The sequence below is a fragment of the Sandaracinus amylolyticus genome (genome assembly GCF_000737325.1).
GTDB lineage: Bacteria > Myxococcota_A > Polyangia > Polyangiales > Sandaracinaceae > Sandaracinus > Sandaracinus amylolyticus.
Genome location: NZ_CP011125.1, coordinates 5,276,597 through 5,296,832 on the forward strand (window position 1 = coordinate 5,276,597; position 20,236 = coordinate 5,296,832).

Annotated in this window: 14 protein-coding genes; 7 read left to right on the forward strand and 7 right to left on the reverse strand. The window is 72.8% G+C overall.

The window, feature by feature from the left end; translation table 11 throughout:
- The first annotated feature begins 1 nt into the window (after nt 1).
- The 3 genes from DB32_RS22395 (at nt 2) to DB32_RS22410 (ending at nt 7,398) form a co-directional block, all read left to right on the forward strand.
- On the forward strand, nt 2–4,753 hold the full coding sequence (locus tag DB32_RS22395) for a translocation/assembly module TamB domain-containing protein (RefSeq protein WP_053234683.1): 4,752 nt from the start codon (nt 2–4) through the stop codon (nt 4,751–4,753).
- A gap of 1,187 nt (nt 4,754–5,940) precedes the next feature.
- Nucleotides 5,941–6,909 (forward strand): L-threonylcarbamoyladenylate synthase, encoded by a 969-nt coding sequence (locus tag DB32_RS22405; protein ID WP_240481238.1) that lies wholly within the window; start codon nt 5,941–5,943, stop codon nt 6,907–6,909.
- Nucleotides 6,910–6,942: 33 nt separating this feature from the next.
- Nucleotides 6,943–7,398 carry a hypothetical protein gene (locus tag DB32_RS22410; RefSeq protein ID WP_053234685.1) on the forward strand — a complete coding sequence of 152 codons (456 nt, stop codon included), beginning with the start codon at nt 6,943–6,945 and terminating at the stop codon, nt 7,396–7,398.
- Between the two features lie 3 nt (nt 7,399–7,401).
- On the opposite strand, the gene DB32_RS22415 is transcribed toward DB32_RS22410, so the two are convergent.
- The 3 genes from DB32_RS22415 to DB32_RS22425 form a co-directional block, all read right to left on the reverse strand.
- Nucleotides 7,402–8,862, reverse strand: a complete 1,461-nt coding sequence (locus DB32_RS22415) for an AgmX/PglI C-terminal domain-containing protein (RefSeq protein WP_053234686.1) — start codon at nt 8,860–8,862, stop codon at nt 7,402–7,404.
- Nucleotides 8,863–8,924: 62 nt separating this feature from the next.
- Nucleotides 8,925–10,373, reverse strand: a complete 1,449-nt coding sequence (locus tag DB32_RS22420) for an ABC1 kinase family protein (RefSeq protein WP_053234687.1) — start codon at nt 10,371–10,373, stop codon at nt 8,925–8,927.
- Nucleotides 10,374–10,406: 33 nt separating this feature from the next.
- Nucleotides 10,407–10,847, reverse strand: coding sequence for a YbjN domain-containing protein (locus DB32_RS22425; protein ID WP_053234688.1), 441 nt, complete (start codon nt 10,845–10,847; stop codon nt 10,407–10,409).
- Nucleotides 10,848–10,961: 114 nt separating this feature from the next.
- Here DB32_RS22425 and DB32_RS22430 point away from each other — a divergent pair, with 114 nt between their 5' ends.
- From DB32_RS22430 to DB32_RS22440, 3 genes are all read left to right on the forward strand, one after another.
- Nucleotides 10,962–11,891 carry a TRAP transporter TatT component family protein gene (locus DB32_RS22430; RefSeq protein ID WP_053234689.1) on the forward strand — a complete coding sequence of 310 codons (930 nt, stop codon included), beginning with the start codon at nt 10,962–10,964 and terminating at the stop codon, nt 11,889–11,891.
- Nucleotides 11,892–11,952: 61 nt separating this feature from the next.
- Complete coding sequence (locus tag DB32_RS22435) at nt 11,953–12,978, forward strand: TRAP transporter substrate-binding protein (protein ID WP_053234690.1); 1,026 nt, start codon at nt 11,953–11,955, stop codon at nt 12,976–12,978.
- On the forward strand, nt 12,975–13,535 hold the full coding sequence (locus DB32_RS22440; RefSeq protein WP_053234691.1) for a hypothetical protein: 561 nt from the start codon (nt 12,975–12,977) through the stop codon (nt 13,533–13,535). The genes DB32_RS22435 and DB32_RS22440 overlap by 4 nt, the downstream gene beginning before the upstream one ends.
- A gap of 2 nt (nt 13,536–13,537) precedes the next feature.
- On the opposite strand, the gene ftsH is transcribed toward DB32_RS22440, so the two are convergent.
- Together ftsH and DB32_RS22450 are read right to left on the reverse strand one after the other, a co-directional pair.
- Nucleotides 13,538–15,532, reverse strand: coding sequence for an ATP-dependent zinc metalloprotease FtsH (gene ftsH / locus DB32_RS22445; RefSeq protein WP_075097595.1), 1,995 nt, complete (start codon nt 15,530–15,532; stop codon nt 13,538–13,540).
- 243 nt (nt 15,533–15,775) lie between these two features.
- Entirely contained in the window at nt 15,776–17,554 is a 1,779-nt protein-coding gene (locus DB32_RS22450) for a L,D-transpeptidase (RefSeq protein ID WP_157069288.1), read from the reverse strand.
- A gap of 174 nt (nt 17,555–17,728) precedes the next feature.
- Here DB32_RS22450 and DB32_RS22455 point away from each other — a divergent pair, with 174 nt between their 5' ends.
- Entirely contained in the window at nt 17,729–19,132 is a 1,404-nt protein-coding gene (locus DB32_RS22455) for a hypothetical protein (protein WP_053234693.1), read from the forward strand.
- Here DB32_RS22455 and DB32_RS22460 read toward each other — a convergent pair.
- The gene (locus tag DB32_RS22460) at nt 19,113–19,436 is read right to left on the reverse strand and encodes an HU family DNA-binding protein (RefSeq protein ID WP_053234694.1); all 324 of its coding nucleotides are present in this window, start codon (nt 19,434–19,436) and stop codon (nt 19,113–19,115) included. The genes DB32_RS22455 and DB32_RS22460 overlap by 20 nt on opposite strands.
- A gap of 316 nt (nt 19,437–19,752) precedes the next feature.
- Nucleotides 19,753–20,226, reverse strand: coding sequence for an rRNA maturation RNase YbeY (ybeY, locus tag DB32_RS22465; protein ID WP_053234695.1), 474 nt, complete (start codon nt 20,224–20,226; stop codon nt 19,753–19,755).
- Nucleotides 20,227–20,236: the final 10 nt, after the last annotated feature.

Here is a 20,236-nt window from a genome sequence, read left to right on the forward strand (position 1 = left end):
GATGACGGAGGCGAGCCGCACCGAGCCTCCGGAGCGCTCGCTCTTCGTGCGCGCGCTCCGTCGCGCGCCGATCGTGTTCCTGCGCGGGCTCGGGTGGACGCTCGTCCTCGTCGCGTGCCTCGTCGTCAGCGCTGCGCTGCACTCGCTGACCGGCCGCACCCGCCTCGTGGCGCGCGAGCTGATCGAGCGGCTCGCGAGCGGCGCGCTGCGCGGTGATCTCGAGGTCGGCACCATCGAGCAGCTCGACACCGATCGCATCATCGCGCGCGACGTCGTGCTCCGGGATCCTCAGGGCCGCGCCGTGATCCGCGTCGATCGCCTGCAGATCTGGCCGAACTACCGCGAGATCCTGTTCGGCGGGCGCATCCACTTCCTCGCGGCGCGCGCCGATCACGTCGAGATCGAGCTCTACGTCTCGGGCGCCGAGGGCGAGACCGTGTCGCTCCTCGAGGCGTTCGAGCCCGCGAGCCCCGGCCCCGATCGCGGCGGCCCGGCGTCGGCGATCCCGATCGTGCTCGACGGCCTCCACGTCGTGGGCGCCGACATCCGCGGCGATCTCCCGAACTACGAGGACCTGCACGTCGAGGGCGCGGACGCGCGCGGCCGGCTCGAGATCGCGCGCACCGTCGTGGTGAACGTGCACCACCTCGAGGGCCGCATGACCGGCCCGTACGGCGGCGTCACCCACGTCGATCACGCGACGCTCGATCTCGACACCGATTGGCGCGTCGGGATGCGCGCGTACATGCGCGCGCACCGCGGCGAGGATCGCGCGCGCGCGCGCCTCTCGCTCACGCGCCCCGACGCGCCCGATCCCACGCTGCCCGGCCCGCAGGACACGCCGATGCACATGGACCTCGAGGTCCACGTCGATCAGCTCGGCCTCGAGACGCTGCACGAGATGGGCATCCCGGGCACCGAGCAGCTCGCGGGCACGATGCGCGGCGACGCGCGCATGCAGGGCCCGGTCGCGGATCTGCGCTTCGACGCGTGGATCACCCACGACGCCGGGCCGCTCCAGGTGCACGGCCGCATCGCGCAGGAGCAGGACTTCGCGATCGACGCCGAGACCACCGACTTCGATCTCCAGGAGCTCGTGCCGAGCGCACCACCGATCGCGATCGGCGGCACGATGCACGTCGACGTCGCGCGCGATCCCGCGGCGCCGCAGCGCGCGCGCTTCCGCGTCACCGCGCACCCGCTCGAGGTCGCGGGGATCTTCGTGCCCGCGTTCGAGACCGAGGGCGCGATCGAGCCCGACGCGGTCGTGATCGATCGCGTGGAGGCGCCGCACCTCGGCGGCGTGATCGAGGGGCACGGGCGCGTCGGCTTCGACGGAAGCCTCGACGTGCACGCGCGCATCGACGTCGAGGATCTCGGCGGCGATCCCAACGTCGCCGACTTCGTGCCCGGGTTGCACGGCGCGGCCGAGGGCACGCTCGACGTCGAGTCGGGGCCGCGCGGCACCGACCTCGCGCTCACGACGCAGCTGCGCCTCCGCGGGTTCCGCTACCGCACGGTGCGCGCGAGCAGCCTCGTGATCCGCGGCCGCGCGCACGGCGAGCTCGCGCGACCGATCGCGCACTTCGACGTCGACGGCCAAGGCGTCGCGATCGCGGGGCGCGATCTCGGCACCGTCGACGCGCGCATCGACGGAGGCCCGAGCGAGTACGTGCTCCAGTGGAGCTCGCGCGGTCGCGACGTGCGCGCGCTCGACGTCGACGCGCGCGTCCATCGCCACGGCGAGCGCTGGGAGATCCACGTGCCCGAGGCCGCGCTCGACGTCGGCCTCGGCCCGATGCGCGGCGCGATCGGCACCGTGCGCATCGATCGCGGCGCGGTGTCGATCGAGGGCGCGGAGATCGAGGGCAGCGGACAGCGGCTCGCGGGCGAGGCGCGCATCGCGACCGGTGGCGGCCCGAGCACCGCGAGCGTCGACGTCGCGGGGCTCGATCTCGAGCGCGTGGGCGCGCTGGTCGGCGGCGGCCTCGAGACCCTGCGCGGCACCGCGAGCGGGCACCTCGAGCTCGAGGGCCCGCTGCGCGATCCCGACGTGACCCTGCGCGGCCGCGTCGAGGACCTCAGCTGGGATCGCGTGCGCAACACCGACATCGCGTACGACCTCGCGTACTCGGACGGAGTGCTCACGACGAACGTGCAGGGCGACTTCGGCACCCGCGGCACGCTCGGCGTCGAGGGCCCGATCGCGGTGCCCTTCGCCGCGCTCACCGATCCCGGTCGGTTCGCGCGCGAGGCCGAGTTCGGCCTCCACGTCTACGCCGGTCACCTCAACCTCGCGTTCCTCACGCCCTTCCTCGGCGAGCAGCTCCAGGCGCTCGGCATCACCGGCCGCATCGGTGGTGACGTGCGCATCGGCGGCACCGTCGCCGAGCCGCGCATCGATCCCGGCGTCATCATCCTCGACCGCTTCGCGCTGCCCGGATGGTCGGAGCTGCGCGCGAAGATCCATCTCGCGCTCGTCGGTGATCAGCTCACGGTGCAGCGCGTGTGGCTCGCGGACACGACCGGCGAGCTCGCGATGGTCGAGGCGCAGGTGCCGATCTCGATGGACGATCCGCCCGCGGATCTCCCGGCGTTCCTGCGCACGCTGAGCGACCAGCCGTGGAGCTTCGCCGCGCGCATCGCGCCGCGGCTGCTCTCGAGCTGGCCGCGCCCGCTGCAGCGTCGCGTCCCCGCGGGCGTCGTCGGCGCGCTCGCGCTCTCCGCGGCGGGCGGAGACGGCCAGCCCGCGCGCGCCGAGCTCACGGGCACGATGGAGTGGGTCGAGGCGCCGCTCGAGGATCCCTGCGCGCGCGATCTGCGCCCGATCGTGCAGCTCCAGGGCACGCTGCACGAGGGCACGACGCGCATCGATCTCAGCGGGTTCAGCGAGGGCCGCATGATCGCCTTCGGTCGCGCGGAAGCGGAGACGCCGCTCGACGACTGGCTGGCGGACGGCGCGTTCACGCTGCCGCAGCCCGACCTCCTTGTGCAGCTGCTCGACATGCCGCTCGAGCACGTGCCGTGGACGTGCGGTCGCGCGTCGGGCATCGCGACCGCGGAGGTGATCGTGCAGGACGTGCTCGGCGACTCGCCGCAGCTCGACGCGCGGCTCGAGATCACCCAGCTGCGCGTCGCGCACGGCGAGGACGGCGGCCAGGGCACGATGCCCTATCACGTGCTCGCGGCGGCGCGGATCGGCGGCACGTCGGAGGAGGAGCGCGCCGAGGCGTGCGCGATCATCGCGGCGCAGGGCCGGCTCACGACGCCGTTCGCCGAGTGCGGCTCGACCGAGCTGCCCGAGGACACCGAGGTCGTGGTGCGCGGCTCGGTGCCGCTGCGCTTCTCGATCGGCAGCGTCGTGCCCGAGGTGCTGCTCGATCGCGATCTCGATCTCACGATGCTGATGGCGGACGCGCACCTCGAGCCGGTGCTCGCGCTGATCCCGCAGATCGCGGAGTCGGACGTGATCGCCGACGGGCGCCTCGTCGCGCACGGCCCGTGGGAGACGCTGGAGGTCGCGGGGGGCGTGTCGCTTCGCGAGGGGCGCGTGCGCGTGGTGCCGCTCGGCCAGCACCTGGTCGACGTGCGCGGCGCGCTGCGCTTCGCGGGGGATCGCGTGACGATCCCGGAGGGCGAGGCGCTCTTCGCGCGCGACGGCGAGGGCACGCTCGAGGTATCGGGCGAGATCGGGCTGCGCGGGCTGCTCCCGACGTACGCGTACCTCGACGTGCGACCCGCGCAGTTCCCGGTGCGCCGCGAGGGCGCGGTGCTCGCGACGATCAGCGGGCGCGGCGACACCCGCGTGACGATCGAGAGCGACGGGCTCGAGGGCACGGTCACGACCGAGGAGCTGACGATCCGACTGCCCGAGCAGATGGCGGGCGCGGTGCAGTCGCTCGAGGAGCACCCCGACCTGCTGGTGATCGGCACCCAGGCGCGCGAGCTGAGCATGGAAGCGGGCCCGGGATACCCGGTGCACCTCTCGGTCGACGCGAGCGATCCGTTCTGGGTACGGCGCAACGACTTCGCGGTGCAGGTGAGCGCGCACCTCGACGTGCGCTACCTCGATCCGAACCTCTACGTCGGCGGCATCGCGAACCTCGAGCGCGGCTACTTCGAGGTGTTCGGCAAGCGCTTCGAGGTGCAGGGTGGCTCGCTGGTGTTCGGCGGCACCGAGGAGCTCGATCCCCAGGTGGATCTCGTCGCGGTCTACGAGCTGCCGGGCGCGGGCGGCGCGAGCATCACGGTCACGGCGGGCGGCACGCTGAGCAACCTGAGCATCGAGTTCTCGTCGACGGAGACGAGCGATCAGGGCGAGATCATCGCGCTGCTGGTGAGCGGTCGCCGCACGCTCGGCGACGACACCGGCGCGCAGACGCAGGCGGCGACCGAGCAGGCGGCGCGCGTCGTGACCGGCATCGCGGCGGGCATCCTCACGCTCGGCCTGCGCGAGCAGTTCGGCGACGCGTTCCCGCTCATCGCGATCGAGACGGGCGCGAACCTCGGCGACACGCGCATCCGCGCGGGCTTCAACGCGGACGCGATCATCCCCGACGCGATCCGCGACGTGGTGCTCGGCGCGTACGTCGAGGGCTTCGTGACGACGAGCGCGGGCAACCAGGCGGGCGGCGGCACCGGCGGCGTCGGCGGCGGCGTGAACATCGAGCTGCAGTTCCCGTTCGACCTCGTCGGCAGCGGCACGTACGTGCCCCCGACGTCGTGGGGGCTCGATCTCGTGTGGGAGCCGTAGACAGCGAGAAGGCCTCGGCGTGAGGCGTGGGGTGGTGGGTCCGACGGCCTGAGTGCTCGCGGGCTGCCTCACGAACGCAGTGAGAGCGTCGGGCGTCGGTGGGCGCATCGCGGCGCGCGCTTCGCGCTCTGCCGCGATGCTGTCGTCACGCTGTGATCGGCCTCTGCGAGCCCCCGTCGCACGGGGCCGCCGGACCCACCACCCCACGCCCGGTACCGCGGTTCTGCCGCCTCGGCTTGTAGTGGTGGGATGGCTCGCGTCTGGTCCGCGCTTCGCCGCGGCCCAGGCGCTCGCGATCCGGGCTCTGCTGCGCATTCGCCTCGATCAGACGGGCTCCGCTTCGCGTTCGCCACGATCGGCGTCGAGGCGACGGCACGCGCGGAGCGCGGGACGGCGACGCAGCGCGGGGAGGCGATGGCACGCGCGAAGCGCGGGACGGCGACGCAGGAGGCGAGCACCACCGCGACGAGGCGGTCGCCGGCTGTCGAGACCATCGGTGGCCACCGCGGCGAGGCCGGTCGCGCGCTCCGAACCATTCGCGACCACCTCGGCGAGGCGGTCGCGAGCCTCCGAACCACTCGCGACCACCGCGACGAGGCGGTCGCCCATGGTCCAGACCATCGACGACCACCGCGACGAGGCGGTCGCCCGTGGTCTGGTGGCCCGAGACCGCCGCAACGAGGTGGTCGCCGGTGGTTGGGACCATCGCCGACCACCCCGACGCGCTGGTCGCTGGTGGTTGAGACCATCGCGCACCGCCTCGACGCGGCGTTCGCCGGTGGTCTGGTCGCCCTCAGCACCGCAACGAGGCGCTCCGGAGTGGTCCAGACCATCCACGCCCCACCGACCGCACCGGTCCGATGGTTTCTCATGGCAATTCGATGCCACGCGACCAACGACCAGCCCCGGAACGGGGACGCGGACGCGGACTCCGACACGGACACGGACCCGGACTCCGACACGGACGCGGACTCCGACTCGGACGCCGACTCCGACACGGACCCGGACTCCGACACGGACGCGGACTCCGACTCGGACGCCGACTCCGACCCGGACCCCGGACTCCGACCCGGACCCGGACCCCGACCCGAACCCGGACCCCGACCCGAACCCGGACCCCGACCCGAACCCGGACCCCGGACCCGCCCCTGGCTCCCTCTCACTCCCCGTGTCACCAGCCCCGTGCCGTGGCTCCCACCGTCGACGTCGACACCGCCGCGACGCTGCTCCGCGCGGGCAAGCTCGTCGCGATCCCCACCGAGACCGTCTACGGGCTCGGCGCCGACGCCGAGCAGCCCGACGCCGTCGCGCGCATCTTCGCCGCGAAGGGCCGCCCTTCCTCGCACCCGCTCATCGTCCACCTGCGCGCCGCCGACGCGCTCGACGAGGGCTGGGCCGCGAACGTCCCGCCCGCCGCGCGCCGCCTCGCCGACGTGCTCTGGCCCGGCCCGCTCACGCTCATCCTCCAGCGCGGCCCGCGCGCGCTCGACGCCGTCACCGGCGGCCTCTCCACCGTCGGCCTCCGCGTCCCCGCGCACCCGCTCGCCCGCGCGCTGCTCGAGCGCGTGGGCGGCATCGCCGCGCCCTCCGCGAACCGCTTCGGCTCGGTCAGCCCGACCACCGCCGCGCACGTGCAGCGCGACCTCGGCGACCGCATCGACGCCGTGCTCGACGGCGGTCCCTGCGAGGTCGGCATCGAGTCGACCATCGTCGACGTCTCGACCGGCGTGCCGCGCATCCTCCGCCCGGGCGGCATCTCGCGCGAGGTGCTCGAGGAGATCCTCGGCGCGCCCGTGCCGATGGCCGGCGACGACGCGCCGCGCGCCCCCGGGATGCTCGCCTCGCACTACGCGCCGCGCGCGAAGGTGGTCGCGGTCGCGCCGCGCGACGCGTCCCAGCGCGCCCACGAGCTCGCGCGCGAAGGGCGCATCGCGCTCCTCGCGCCGCCCACGCTCGCGCTCGATCTCCCCGACGCGCTCGAGCGCATCGACGTGCCCGCCGATCCCCGCGAGCGCGCGCGCACGCTCTACGAGAGCCTCCGCGCGATCGACGAGCGCGGCTTCGAGCGCGCGATCGTCGTGCTGCCCGACGACGAGCGCGGCCTCGGCCTCGCGATCGCCGATCGCCTCCGCAAGGCGGGCGCCCCCAAGGACTGACCCGGCTTGCGCCGGGCGGTACCCTACACGGCGATGGCCGAGCTCCAGTTCGACGAGAGCAGGTTCCCGCTCGTGGTCCTGCGCTGCCCGACGGCGTTCGACGTGCGCGGCGCCGAGGCGCTGCAGAGCGGGCTCGAGCGCCTCTTCGCGCGCCGCCAGAAGTTCGTGCTCGTCTGCGACATCCGCCCGGTGTCGCGCGTGCCCGACGCCGTCGTGCGCAAGCGGCTCGCCGACGTGATGAACCTGCCGCAGGTGCGCGAAGGACAGGCGCAGTACCAGCTCGGCTCCGCGAACGTCGTCGACTCGGCGCCGCTGCGCGCCGCGCTCACCGCGCTGCTCTGGCTGTGGACGCCGCCCACGCCGATGGCGACGTTCGCCGGGACCGACGAGGCCGTGCGCTGGTCGATCGAGCGCCTGCGCGCCGCGGGCGTCGAGATCCCGGCGTCGCTGCGCGAGCTCGAGGCACCGGTGCGCCGCGCCGCGCGCTGACCGTCACCCCTGCGGCGCGAACACGAACGGGAACGACACGCTCGCCGGCCCGTCCTCGGGCCCGCTGGGCAGCCGCACCGCGCGCACCGCGCGCTCCACGCACCCGTGGAACGCCGCGTCGCCGATCGAGCCTTCGCGCACGTGCACGTCGCTCAGCGTGCCCACGCGCTCGACCTGCACGTCGACGTCGATGCGCCCGGCGAGCGTCGGCTCGTCGCGCAGCGCGCGCTCGTAACACGCGCGCACCGCGCCCATCCGGCCGCGCATCGCGCGCGCGAGCGCGCGCGGATCGAACCCCGGTCGCGGTCCGTCGTCCTCGATGGGCTGCGCGCTCACCTGCACCGGGCGCTCCTCGCGCGGTGGACCTTCGCCCTCGCGCACCGGGCCGACGCGATGCACCGCGATGTCGCCGCACCCCTCGCAGCCACGCGCGAGCGCCTCGATGCCCGCGCCATCGCGCATCGCGGGCACGTCGCCGGCGCGCGGCGCGAGCGCGGCGTGCTCGTCGCCGCGCACGAGGCCCATCACGTCGGCCTCGGACGCGAGCGGCGCGCCGTCGCGCAGCAGGTTGCCCATCGCGCCGCCCTCTCCGATCGCGCCCAGCATCGCGTCGACGCGCGTCGCGATCTCGGCGCGCATCGCGTCGAGCGACTCGCGCGAGGGCGCGCTCGGCCGCGGCGTGCCGGGCGCACGTGGCGTCGGGATCGACGGAGCGTCGGCGTCGCCCTCGCCGACGTCGTCGCTCGGCGGCCCATCGGTCGTGCGCGCGACGATCTCGTCGGGCACCGGCGGCATCGGCTCCTCGACGAACACCACGCTCGCGATGCGCGACTCGATCGTTCCGCTCGGCGCGGGCCAGTCGCGCTCGGCGAGCACCGTCACCACCGTCGCGTGCAGCACGAGCGACGCGACCGCGATCGCGGTGAAGCGCTCGTCGAGCCCGAGCGCGCCGATCGCCGACCGCGGCAGCGGCGCGCGGCGCGGGCGCGGCGGTCTCGGTGTCATCTCGACGAGCAGCTCGCTCGCGCCACCGAGGACGAGGCGTGCGCGCGCGCCCTGCTCGAGCGACACGCGTCGCGCGTCGCCGCGGAGCTCGAGCACCTGGCCGCGCGACGACACGCGCCCGGTGATCGCCGCGTCGACGACGATCGTGTGCGCGTCCTCGTCCCACGTGATCAGCGGCGCGACGTCGTGCGGCGCGCTCGCCACCACGACGTCCGCGCGCTCGGTGCGGCCCCACGTGAGCGCGTCACCGGGCGCGATCCAGCGCTGCTCCACGATCGTCCCGTCGCGCACGATCGCGACGCGCGCCCAGGTCTCGACTGGAACCGTCGCGCGCACCGCGCGCATCGCCGCCGTCATCGCGCCGGGGCGCGGCGGAGAGAGCTCACCCATCTCGATCACCTCGCGTCGGCGGATCGACAGCGCGCGCGCCGAGAGGTTCCCGTGGGCGCCGCCAGCCATCACGCTCGCCGAGATCGCCGACGAGCCTCACGACGCGACGGCGCCTCCCGCGCTGACGCGCCCTACTCGTCGGCCGGCGGCGGCTCGGGCTCCGCGGGCGCTTCGCCTGCGTCGCGCTTCCGCTTGTCGACGAGCAGCGGCATCACGTAGGGGTAGCCGACCTGCATCGCGTCGACGTCGGGATCGAGCTGACCCACGAGCCAGAACGCGAGCACCGCCGCGCGCTCCACGTAGAACCAGCCCTCGGGGTACTCGACGCTGCGCATGAGCTCGCGCAGCTCCTCGCGCGCGACCTCGGGATCGACGAGCGTCTCGAGCTCCTTCACGTTCGCGCGCATCAGCGCGCCCGGCGTGCGCTGCTTCACGCTCAGGAGCTTCTCGAAGTACGTGTAGACCGTCTTCTCGAGCAGCTCGTGGTTCGCCTCGCGGCTCGCGAAGCCCATCTGGTAGAAGCCCTTGAGCAGCTTCGGCCCGTCGCCTTCGAGCAGACCGCCGATCACGTCGATCATCCCGTCGACGAGATCGTCCTTCACGTCGCTCACCGCGCCGAAGTCGAGCACGACGATCTTCGGGCGGCGCGGCGTGCGCCCCTTCTGCACGAGGAAGTTCCCGGGGTGCGGGTCCGCGTGGAAGAAGCGATCGACGAAGATCATCTTGTACGTGGTCTCGACGAAGCGCGTCGCCACCGCCGTCGGATCGATCCCCTCGGCGCGCAGCGCGTCGACCTGGTTGATCTTGATCCCGTCCATGAAGCTCATGGTCAGCACGTCGCGCGTCGTCAGCGCGTGCACGACCTCGGGGAACAAGATGTCCTTCTCGCGCGCGAAGTTCGCGGCCATGCGCTCCATCGCGCGCGCCTCGTGCAGGTAGTCCGTCTCGCGCGCGAGCAGATCGAGCAGCGACGCGTGCACGCGGTCGAGCCCGACCACCGGCACGAACCACTTGTAGACCTGCACCGCGAGCCAGATGACCTTCATGTCGATCCGGATCACGTCGCGGATCCCCGGATAGAGCACCTTCACGGCGACCTTCCGGCCCTCGGTCTCACCCTCCTCCGGCCTCATCCACGCGACGTGCACCTGGCCGAGCGACGCCGCCGCGAGCGGCGCCGCGTCGATGCGCGCGAAGCACTCCTCGGGCGTGCGCCCGAGGCTCTCGACGAACGCGCTCCGGATCTCCTGGAAGTCGCGCGGGGGGACCTTGTCCTGCAGCCGCTCGAGCTCCTTCGTGTACACGCGCGGCAGGAACCCGCCGGTGATCGAGAGGACCTGGCCGAGCTTGATGAAGACGCCGCGCAGCCGGACCATGCCCTCGTAGAGCCGCTTCGCGTTCCTCGCGTCGAGCCGCTTGCGGCGGCGGTGCAGCCACGCGGGCACGCGCCGCGTCTCGCGCCCGTGCTCGTCGCGCGCGTCCTCGCCGAGCAGCGACGTGAGCGCGAGCTGGCTCATGTAGCTCAGGAAGATCAGCCCGAAGACCCAGAGGGCGCGGACGAGTCGGATCGCGAGGCTCATCGCTGGTGTCGATGCCGTGAATCGAGCCCGCGCTCAGACGCCGGTGCGCCCGATCGCGTCCGAGCCCGCGCACAGCTTGCGCAGCTCGTCGTAGTGGCGGTCGGCATAATACGAGAGCACGTCGAGCGCGTCGTCGAACTCGCTGCGATCGAGCTCCGCCACCGCGTACTCGACCGAGAGCACGACGTCGAGGTCGTCGTCGATCGAGAACTTCGCCATCAAGAGGCTCTGGTTCAGCTCCAGCAGCCGCGCGTAGAGCTTGCCCGCGATCGCGGCGTCCGAGGGCGAGCGCAGGTACGGCACGATCGCGAACACGACGAACCCCGCGGGATCGATCCGCACGAAGAACGGGAAGCTCGCGTTCTTGCCCTGGAAGAGGCTGCGGAATGTGTCGTCGGCGATGCGATGACACGGCCAACCGCCCTCCTCGAGGATCGCGCGGATCGTGTCCGGGCCGAGGCGAACGCGGGCCATCCGGCTCGACCTTATGAGATGCGCGCGTCGCCCACAAGGTGGACGGAGGCGCCGTTGACACACCGAGAATTCCTGCGGTATTCGGGACCTCCGATGCAACGGACGGGAGGGGTCATGGCGCGCTCGAACCAGCTGGGAGTGATCGCGGCGCTCGTGGGAATCGCGAGCGTCGGGTGCGGCGGCGGCGGACGCACCGCGGCCTGGGAGGAGACGACGGCGCAGGGCGCGGAGCCGGTCTCGGCCGAGCAGCAATCCCAGAAGGATCAGCTCGTCGCGACGGGCGACGCGGCCTGGGAGCAGCGCCAGGACGAGGCGCAGCTGCGCGCGGCGATCGACGCATGGACGCAGGCGCTCGAGCTCGATCCCGCGGACTGGCAGCTCTGGCACCGCCTGTCGCGCGCGCAGTACTTCCTCGCGGACGGCCACCTCGCGTTCCGCGATCAGGAGGACGCGCCCGATCCCGAGGCGACCGCGATGTACCAGGCGGCGGTGACCTCGGCGGAGCGCTCGCTGCAGGTCCTCTCGCCCGCGTTCGCCGACCAGGTGCGCGCGCGCGAGCACGTCGACGAAGCGGCGCTCGCGGTGCTCGATGCGCAGGCGGTGCCCGCGCTCTACTGGCGCAGCGCGGCGCTCGGCAAGTGGGCGCGCCGCGACGGCTTCGCGACGCTGCTCGCCTACAAGGACGAGATCCGCGCGATCATGACGCGCGTGCTCGAGCTCGATCGCGACTTCTTCTTCGCGGGCCCGGACCGCTACTTCGGCGCGTTCTTCGCGGTCGCCCCGGCGTACGCGGGCGGCGACCTCGAGCGCTCGCGCCAGCACTTCGACTACACGATCTCGCGCTACCCCGGGTACTTCGGCAGCCACGTGCTCTACGCGGTCGAGTACGCGGTGAAGGCGCAGGATCGCGCCCTCTTCGAGCGCGAGCTGCGCTTGGTGATCGACGGTGATCCGAACGTGCTGCCCGACGTGCGCGCGGAGAACCTCGCGGAGCAGCGCAAGGCGCAGCAGGCGCTGGCGCGCGCGGACTCGCTCTTCGAGTGAGCCGCGCTGAATCGCCGCTCACCGTGCCGCGTCGTTCACCAATCACCGAGAGGTGCGCGCCATGAACCGCAAGAAGCTCGCGATCACGCTGACCACGCTCTCCGTCGTGCTCAGCGCGTTCCTCGTGACCCTCGCCCCCCGCGAAGAGGCCCACGCGCAGGAGGCGATCCAGATGCGGATCGGCACCGTCGCGCCCGAGGGCACACCGTGGGAGAAGCAGCTGCGCTCGCTGAAGACCCACATCGAGTCGCAGAGCGGTGGGCGGATCAAGGTGCGCCTCTTCATGGGCGGCTCGCTCGGCGGCGAGAAGGCGCTGGTGCGCCGCGTCTCGCAGGGCTCGCTCGAGGCGTTCGGCGGATCGACGGCGGCGCTCGGCTCGGTGGTGCCCGAGCTCAACGTGATCGAGGCGCCGTACCTCTTCGACACGGCAGAGCAGGCGGACCGCGCGCTCGACTCGGCGCCGGTGCGCGAGCAGGTCGGTCGGCTCGTGTCGGCGAAGGGCTTCACCTTCGCGCTGTGGGCGGAGAACGGGTTCCGCTCGTGGTTCACGCGCGAGCGGCCGATCCGTCAGCCCGCGGATCTGCGCGGGCTGCGCATGCGCTCGCAGGAGTCGCGGGTGCACATCGCGACCTACGAGGCGTTCGGCGCGACGCCGAACCCGATCGACGTGACGAACGTGCTCACGTCGCTGCAGACCGGCGTCGTCGACGGCTTCGACAACACGCCGCTCTTCGCGTTCGCGACGTCGTGGTACCAGGCCGCGCGCCACCTCAACCTCAGCGAGCAGAGCTACCAGCCGGGCATCGTCGTGTTCTCGCAGACGTGGTTCAACGGTCTGCCCGACGATCTCAAGCAGATGCTCTCGAGCTTGCCGGTGGCGCTCACGACCGACGGTCGCGCAGCGGTGCGCCGGATGGATCCGATCCTGATCCAGAACCTCCAGCGCTACGGCATCGACGTGCACCGTCCGACGCCCACCGAGCGCGAGGCGTTCGCGGCGATCGGCAGGCCCGTGCAGGACCGCGTCGCCGAGGGCGCGGCTGCGCGGACCCTGCTCAAGGCGCTGCGCACCGGTCGCGGTCAGTGAGCGCGGGCAAGCCGATCTACGAAGCGAGCTTCGTGTCGGCGGGCGCGCGCAACGTCGTCGCGATCCTCGGCGCGCTGGCGCTCACGGGCGCGGTGGGCGCGGGCGTCGTGCTGATCCGGGGCAGCGCGGAGGCGGTGCCCGAGCTGCTCGTCGGATCGATCGTCCTGCTCGTCGTGTTCGGCATCGCGGCGGCCGTCGCGCAGCTGGGCGCGTCGCGGCGCGTGATCGTGGTGCGTGACGAGCGAGTGCGGCTGCGCGTCGAGCGCGCGGGCGGCGTCGAGCTCGCGCTCGAGGGCCCGTTCGAGCTCGACGCGGCTTGGTACGAGGGCGAGATCGCGACGGGCCGCAGCACGATGTCGCACCCGGTGTTGCTGCTCGTGCTGCGCGAGCGTGGTCGCCCGGTGCTGCTGCTCGAGGAGAGCCTCGGCACGCTGCACCGTCCGCCCGCCGACTGGCCGAGGGGCTACGTGAACGCGGCGGGCGCGCGCAAGCTCGTGAATTCGATCGGGCGCGTGCACCTCGATCGGCTCCGCGAGCTCCTCGCCCCCGCCGCCTGACCTCAGCGCCGCCCGTCGCCGTTCGACGCGACGGGCTTCATGTGGCCGGGGTCGCCGAGCACCTCGGGCACGCTCGGCGGCGGCGGTCGCGATCCCGTGCGCAGGCGCGGCGCTGCGATGCGCTCGAGCTCGTCGCGATCGATCGTCTCGTTCTCGAGCAAGCGCGCGGCGATCGCCTCGAGGTCACGACGGCGCTCCTCGAGGAGCGCGAGCGCGCGCTTCTCCTCGTCCTCGATGATGCGTCGCACCTCGGCGTCGATCGCGCGCGCCGTCTCCTCGCTGTACCCGCGGCCCGAGTGCAGCCCCGGGATCTCGAGGAAGCGCCCGCCCATCGGCTCGCCGTAGGTCACCGGCCCGAGCGCGTCGCTCATGCCGAAGCGGCAGACCATGTGCCGCGCGGTCTCGGTCGCGCGCTCGAGATCGTTCTGCGCGCCGGTCGAGAGGTCGTCGAACGCGACGAGCTCCGCCGCGCGCCCACCGAGCATCACGCAGATGCGATCGCGCAGCTCGTTGCGCGTCATGAGGTAGCGCTCCTCCGCGGGCAGCTGGAGCGTCGCGCCGAGCGCGCCGATCGAGCGCGGGATGATCGTCACGCGATGCACGGGATCGGCGTGCTGCACCGAGAGCGCGACCAGCGCGTGGCCGCCCTCGTGGTACGCGACGCGCTCGCGCTCCGGCTCGGTCATCACGCGGCCCTTCTTCTTCAGGCCGAGCTGGATGCGATCGACCGCCTCCTCGAAGTCGCGTGTCTCGACCTCGGCGGCGCCGCGACGGCTCGCGGCGAGCGCGGCCTCGTTCACGACGTTCGCGAGATCGGCGCCGGCCATGCCCGGCGTGCGCTGCGCGACGACGCGCATGTCGACGTGCTTCGCGACGCGGATCTTGCGCACGTGCACCCGCAGGATCGCCTCACGTCCGCGCACGTCGGGACGATCGACCGCCACCTGCCGGTCGAACCGACCGGCGCGCAGCAGCGCGGGATCGAGCACCTCGGGGCGGTTCGTCGCGGCGAGGATCACCACGCCCTTGCCGGCCTCGAAGCCGTCCATCTCGACGAGCAGCTGGTTGAGCGTCTGCTCGCGCTCCTCGTGCACCGCGAGCCCCGAGCCCGCGCCCGATCGCGAGCGACCGATCGCGTCGAGCTCGTCGATGAACACGATGCAGGGCGCGCGCTGCTTCGCCTGCTCGAAGAGATCGCGCACGCGCGCCGCGCCGACGCCGACGAACATCTGCACGAACTCGGAGCCCGAGATCGAGAAGAACGGCACCTGCGCCTCGCCCGCGACCGCTCGCGCGAGCAGCGTCTTGCCGGTGCCCGGCGGGCCCACGAGCAGCACGCCCTTCGGCGAGCGCGCGCCGATCGCGCGATAGCGCTCGGGGTGCTTGAGGTAGCTGACGATCTCGACGAGCTCGGCCTTCGCCTCGTCGACGCCCGCGACGTCCTCGAAGTTCACCGGCTCCTGCGCGTTGCGGTCGTAGATCTTCGCCTGCGCTTTGCCGACGGAGAGCGGCCCGGCGTTCTTCGTCACGCGCCGCATCACGAGCATGTAGATGCCGAAGAGCACCGCGAAGGGCAGCACCCATCCGAAGAGCAGCGGCTGCCACCACGCGTCCTCGCGCATCTCACCCGAGAACGTCACGCCGTGCTGGCGCATGTTCGCGAGCAGCGGCGCGTCGTCGACGTCGGGGATGCGCGTCGCGTAGACGCGCTCGACCTCGGCGTCCGGCGTCCCGGCCGGCGCGGTGCGCGGCGTGCTCGGCGCGTCCTGCGCGGCCGGCGCGTCGGCGGCGGGGCGCAGCTTGGCGATGATGCGATCGGCGCGAACCGTCGCCTCTTCGACGCGGTTCTGCTCGACCAGTGAGACGAGCTCGCTGTACGGCACGCTGCGAGGCGGCGGCGGTCGCGAGGCGAAGCTCTGGATGACCCAGAGCAGCAACGTGACCAGCACGACGTACGCGACCGTGAGCGCGAGCCGGCGATTCCCCTGCGGATCCACCCGATCTCCTGATGGGGCGCCGCGACGCACCGCCACGTGTGGCAGCGAGCCCCGGCAGTCCTTCGTTCGTCTCGGCCTGATGTAGACGCTGCGATCACGTCTGCACGCGGCGGACCGGATCGGGTCACCGTGCGCGCTCGGTGTATGCCGGGGCGCGCGCGGGAGACGCGGAGGAACGAGACCGATGGGAGTGTCGCGGAACGTTGCGCGCGAGCGACGTCGTGCGCCGCATCGCCCCGACCCTCAGCCCTCGGGGGTCTCGCCGTGGATCCACAGCCACGTGCCGGGCTGCGTCTCGGTCGGATACGACCCGTGCCACGCCTCGGGCAGCGCCGGGCCCGCCCACTGGAAGATCCAGCGCGCGTCGAGCGGCGCGAGGTTCACGCACCCGTGGCTGCGCGGCCGACCGAATCCGTCGTGCCAGAACGCCGAGTGCAGCGCGTACGCGAGCTGGAAGTACATCACGTAGGGCACGTCTTCGATCGAATAGGGACCGTCGACCGCGTGGTCTCCGTCCATCGTGTGCGTGACGTGCTTCGACGTGATGCGGAAGAGCCCGGTCGGCGTGCGCATGTCGCGCAGCGGATCTTCGGGATCGCGCACGCGCCCGGTCGACACGAGCGTCGCGTAGACCGGCGTGCGGCCTTCGTACGCGACGAGCGACTGGTTGCCGAGATCGACCTCGATCCAGTGGTCCTCGGGCCCGACCTCGGGCGGCGGATCGTGCGCCTCGACGATGCGGATCTCGCTCGTCTCGTAGAGCCGCTCGTCGTGGCCCACGAGGTACTCGCGATCGCGATGCGTCTCGCGGCCCGTGATGCGGAACGCGTAGTGGTACCCGGGCGCGCGCGAGCGACGCGGGCGACCATCACGACCGCGCGTGAACGAGGTCGTCTTGCTCGACATCACGAAGCCGATCGGCAGCTCCCATCGCGGCGCCGCGGGCGCGCTCGCGGTCGCGGCCTCTCCTTCGGCCGGCGCAGCCTCGGGCGCCGCCGCGACCGCGCCCTCGACCGGCGGATCCAACCGCACGCCCTGGAACGTCGAGCCCCGCACCTCGACCTGCGAGTGATAGGGCACGAACCCGTTGCTCAGCGTGCGCCAGTAGCGCCGCGCGCCCGCGCGCATGTCGCGATCGAGCGAGACGATGAAGCCCTTCACCAGGCGTCGGTGCAGCAGCCCTCCGCGCTCGCCCTGCAGGTCGCCGAGCGTGACCATCCGCGCTTCTTCGTCGGGCGGCTCACCGCTCGCCGCCGCGGCCGCCGCCGCCGCGCTCGCCTCCGCGACCTGCGGCTCGCGCGCGACCGCGGGCTGCGCCGCGCGCTCCGGGATCGCCTCGCGGCGATCAGTCCGCGAGTCAGCCAACTCTGCGCTCGCGCTCGCGGCCGACTCCTCCGAGCCCATCTCGACCGGCGCGGCCGCGACCTCTTCGGTGAAGCGCACGCCCCCGTCGGGCAGGTGCTCGAGCTGCATGCCCGGCACGCGATAGCCCTCGTGCACCGCAGCCTCGAGATCGCTCGGAAGCCGCCGGTACATCGGCGTGTTGTCGCGCCGCGTGCGCGCGAAGCGGTACGGCAGCGGCTCTTCCCAGTCGGGCTGCGCCGGCCTGCGCTCCGGGAGCCGCCGTCCCTCGAACGCGATCACGTCGCGCCCGTTGCAGACGAAGCCCCCCGTCGTAAGCTCGAACCACCCTTCGCGGCACCCTTCGGTCGACACGGGGTCCGCCGTCGTCGCCTGGAGCACGGCGCCCGCCCGCAGGTAGCCGATGCGCGGCGACTCTCGATCGGGCCGGGCACGAACGTTGACCACGAACCGCTTGGTGAAGATGCGCTTCGGCGGCCCGCTCGGAGGCCTGGCCGCGTCGGGCCTGCCCGAGTCGACGGCCTCGCGTGGCGCCGCGCCCACGGTCGCGCCGGCGTCCGCGCCCTCCTCGCTCGAGCTGCTGCCGCATGCGATCAGGACCGACGCGACGAAGGCACCCGTCGCGAGCGCGACGAGCAGGCTGTGGTTTCGGCGTGACATCGTTCGCGAAAAGCAGCTCGCGGCCCCGAGGAGCGGAGCACGCTCGCCTCGGCGCTGCAGCAGGTGGGTGCGGCGCGACGCCACGCTCGATCACGGAGCGCGTCGCCACGCCACGGAGCGAACCCTTCTTTCACGTGCTCTGGCCGAGGTCAACCCGGCGTTCGCGGAGGCGCGATGAACGATCCGCTCGCGCGGCGCAGCGCTGCCGTCGGATGGATCGCGTCGGTCGCGCTGCACGCGGGCGTGCTCTTCGTGGCGAGCGTCGCGCTCGCGCCGCCGGACACCGGCTTCGAGCTCCAGGCGCCGATCGAGGTCGAGCTCGGCATGGTCGAAGCGACCGAGGTCGAGGTCGCGGCGCCTGCCGCCCCGCCCGAGCCTCCCTCGGAGCCCGCGGCGTCGACGAGCGAGAGCACGACCGGCGAAGGCGAGAGCGCCGCGCGCGACGCGGGAACGAGCGCCGACGCAGGCGCGCGCCGGCGTCGTCGCGATGCGGGCGTCGACGGCGCGACCACGAGCCCGGGGCTCGGCGAAGGCGCGCCGGTCGCGTTCCTCCCCGCGGGCGCGCAGCTCGCGCTTCGCATCGACATGGATCGCGTGCGCGGCTCGCCGGTCGGCGAGGACATCGCGTCGTTGCTCCGCGTGGTGCCCGACTGGCGCGCGCTGCTCGGCGAGTCCGGCGTCGACCCGGTGCGCGACCTCTCGCGCGTCCTCATCGCGACGCCGAACCTGCAGCGCTCGAGCATCGTCGTCGCGGGGCGTCTCAGCGAGGGCGCGCCCGATCCGCGCGCGCTCGCCGAGCGGTTCGCGCAGGGCCGAGGCCTCGCGATCGAGTGGCGCGACGAGGCGGGCGTGCCCTCGACGCGATGGCCGAGCCCCGACGGCATCGAGCGCGACGTCGCGCTGGTGGGCGAGCGCCACTTCGTGATCGCGCGACCCGACGATCTCCCGCGCGTGCTCGCGATCGCCGCGGCACGACGCGCGCGGCGCGCCACGGTCGAGCCCGCCGACGCGCTGCTCGCGATGGACGACGGCGAGGGCCTCTCCATCGAGGTCGAGAACGTCGCGGTGTTCGTGCGACGCAGCCTCTGCCCCGTGCCCCTGCGCTTGCGCGTCGGCGTGACCGAAGGCGACGACGGCGCGCGGCTCCGCGGCGAGGCGCGCTTCGCCACGCACGACGACGCCGAGGGCGCCAGCGAGTGCCTCGCCGAGCGCGCCCGCGCAGCTGCGTCGAACGTGATCGTCTCGCTGTACGGCCTCGACGGCCCCCTCGATCGCCTCGACTTCCGCGTCGAGGACGACGTGCTGCACGTCGAGACGCAGCTGCGCTTCACGGAGATCCGCACGATCGCGGGCCTGGTGCGCGAGCTCTTCGAGCGCCCCGCGGGCGCGCCGCCCCGACCGCGCCGCCGCCCTCGACCACGCCGCCGCCGAACCCGTTCTGAGCGACGGAAAGCAAGAAGGGGAGCCCGCGCGATCCGCGGCTCCCCTCATGCCCGACGACCGCAGTGGCGTCGTCGATGTCACTCCGCAGATGGAGCGACGATGTGTTGCTGCTCGATCAGAGGACGAGGTCCTTGAGGCCCTTCACCGGAAGCGCCTTGAGCTTGCGCGAGGCCGGCACGTCGCGGACGACCGTCTCACCCGTCGCCGGGTTGCGGAACTTCACGCCCTTGCGCGCCTCGGTCTTGCGGATCTTCAGGCGCACGATGCCCGGGATCTCGAACTGCTCGGGGCCACGCTTGCCGAGCTCGCGCTTCATCAGGCCACGGAGCGACTCGAACACCTCGCCCACCTGCTTGCGCGACAGGCCGGTCTTCTCCGCGATCTCACCGAGGACCTGAGCCTTCGTCATCTTCTTCGCAGCGGTCTCTGCCTTCGCCATGGTCTCTTCCTCCTGTGGAACCGGTTTCCCGATCGCGGGACGGACCGACCCCTTCCCCGTCGAGGTCGCACCCACATCACCCCAACTCCCCGCAAACATCAGGGGCGCCGTCTTCGACGGCGATCAAGCCGGGTGCGAGCGTGTGCGCCTCGCGAGGGATCGACCTCCCCGCGCTTGCGCGGAACCCCCCTTTTTCCTGGGCTTCCGCGCGTCGGCCCCTTCGATGCCACCGATTTTCGAGGCTGACAAGCGCAATTCGCTGCCGAGCCCCCGAAAATCACCGAATTCGTGATCACAAGAGCGAATTCGCCCCCATTCAGGGCGATCCGGAGCGATCGCGAGACCCCTTCCGGCGCGGCTTCGCCGCCGCTCGGAGCAGATCGGTGCGCGCCGTCATGCGCCTTTCTTCGGTGCGATCGCGGTGATCGAGCCCGAGGAGATGCAGCACGCCGTGCGCGAGCAGCGTCGTCACCTCCGCCTCCAGCGAGCGCGCGTGCTCGCGCGCCTGGCGCGCCGCGGTGTCGAGCGAGATCACGACGTCGCCGAGCACGCCGGGCGCGTGCCCGCTCTGCTCGCCTTCCATCATCGCGAACGCGAGCACGTCGGTCGGCTTGTCCTTGTGGCGGTAGTCGCGGTTGAGCGCGTGGATCGTCGCGTCGTCGCACAGGAGGATCGAGAGCTCGCGATCACCGAGCCGCATCGCTTGGAGCATGCGCTCGCCGCGCGCGCGCACGTCGCTCGCGCGCATCGCGGGACGCGACAGACCTTCGACCGAGATCAGCACCGCCATCGCGGCGCAC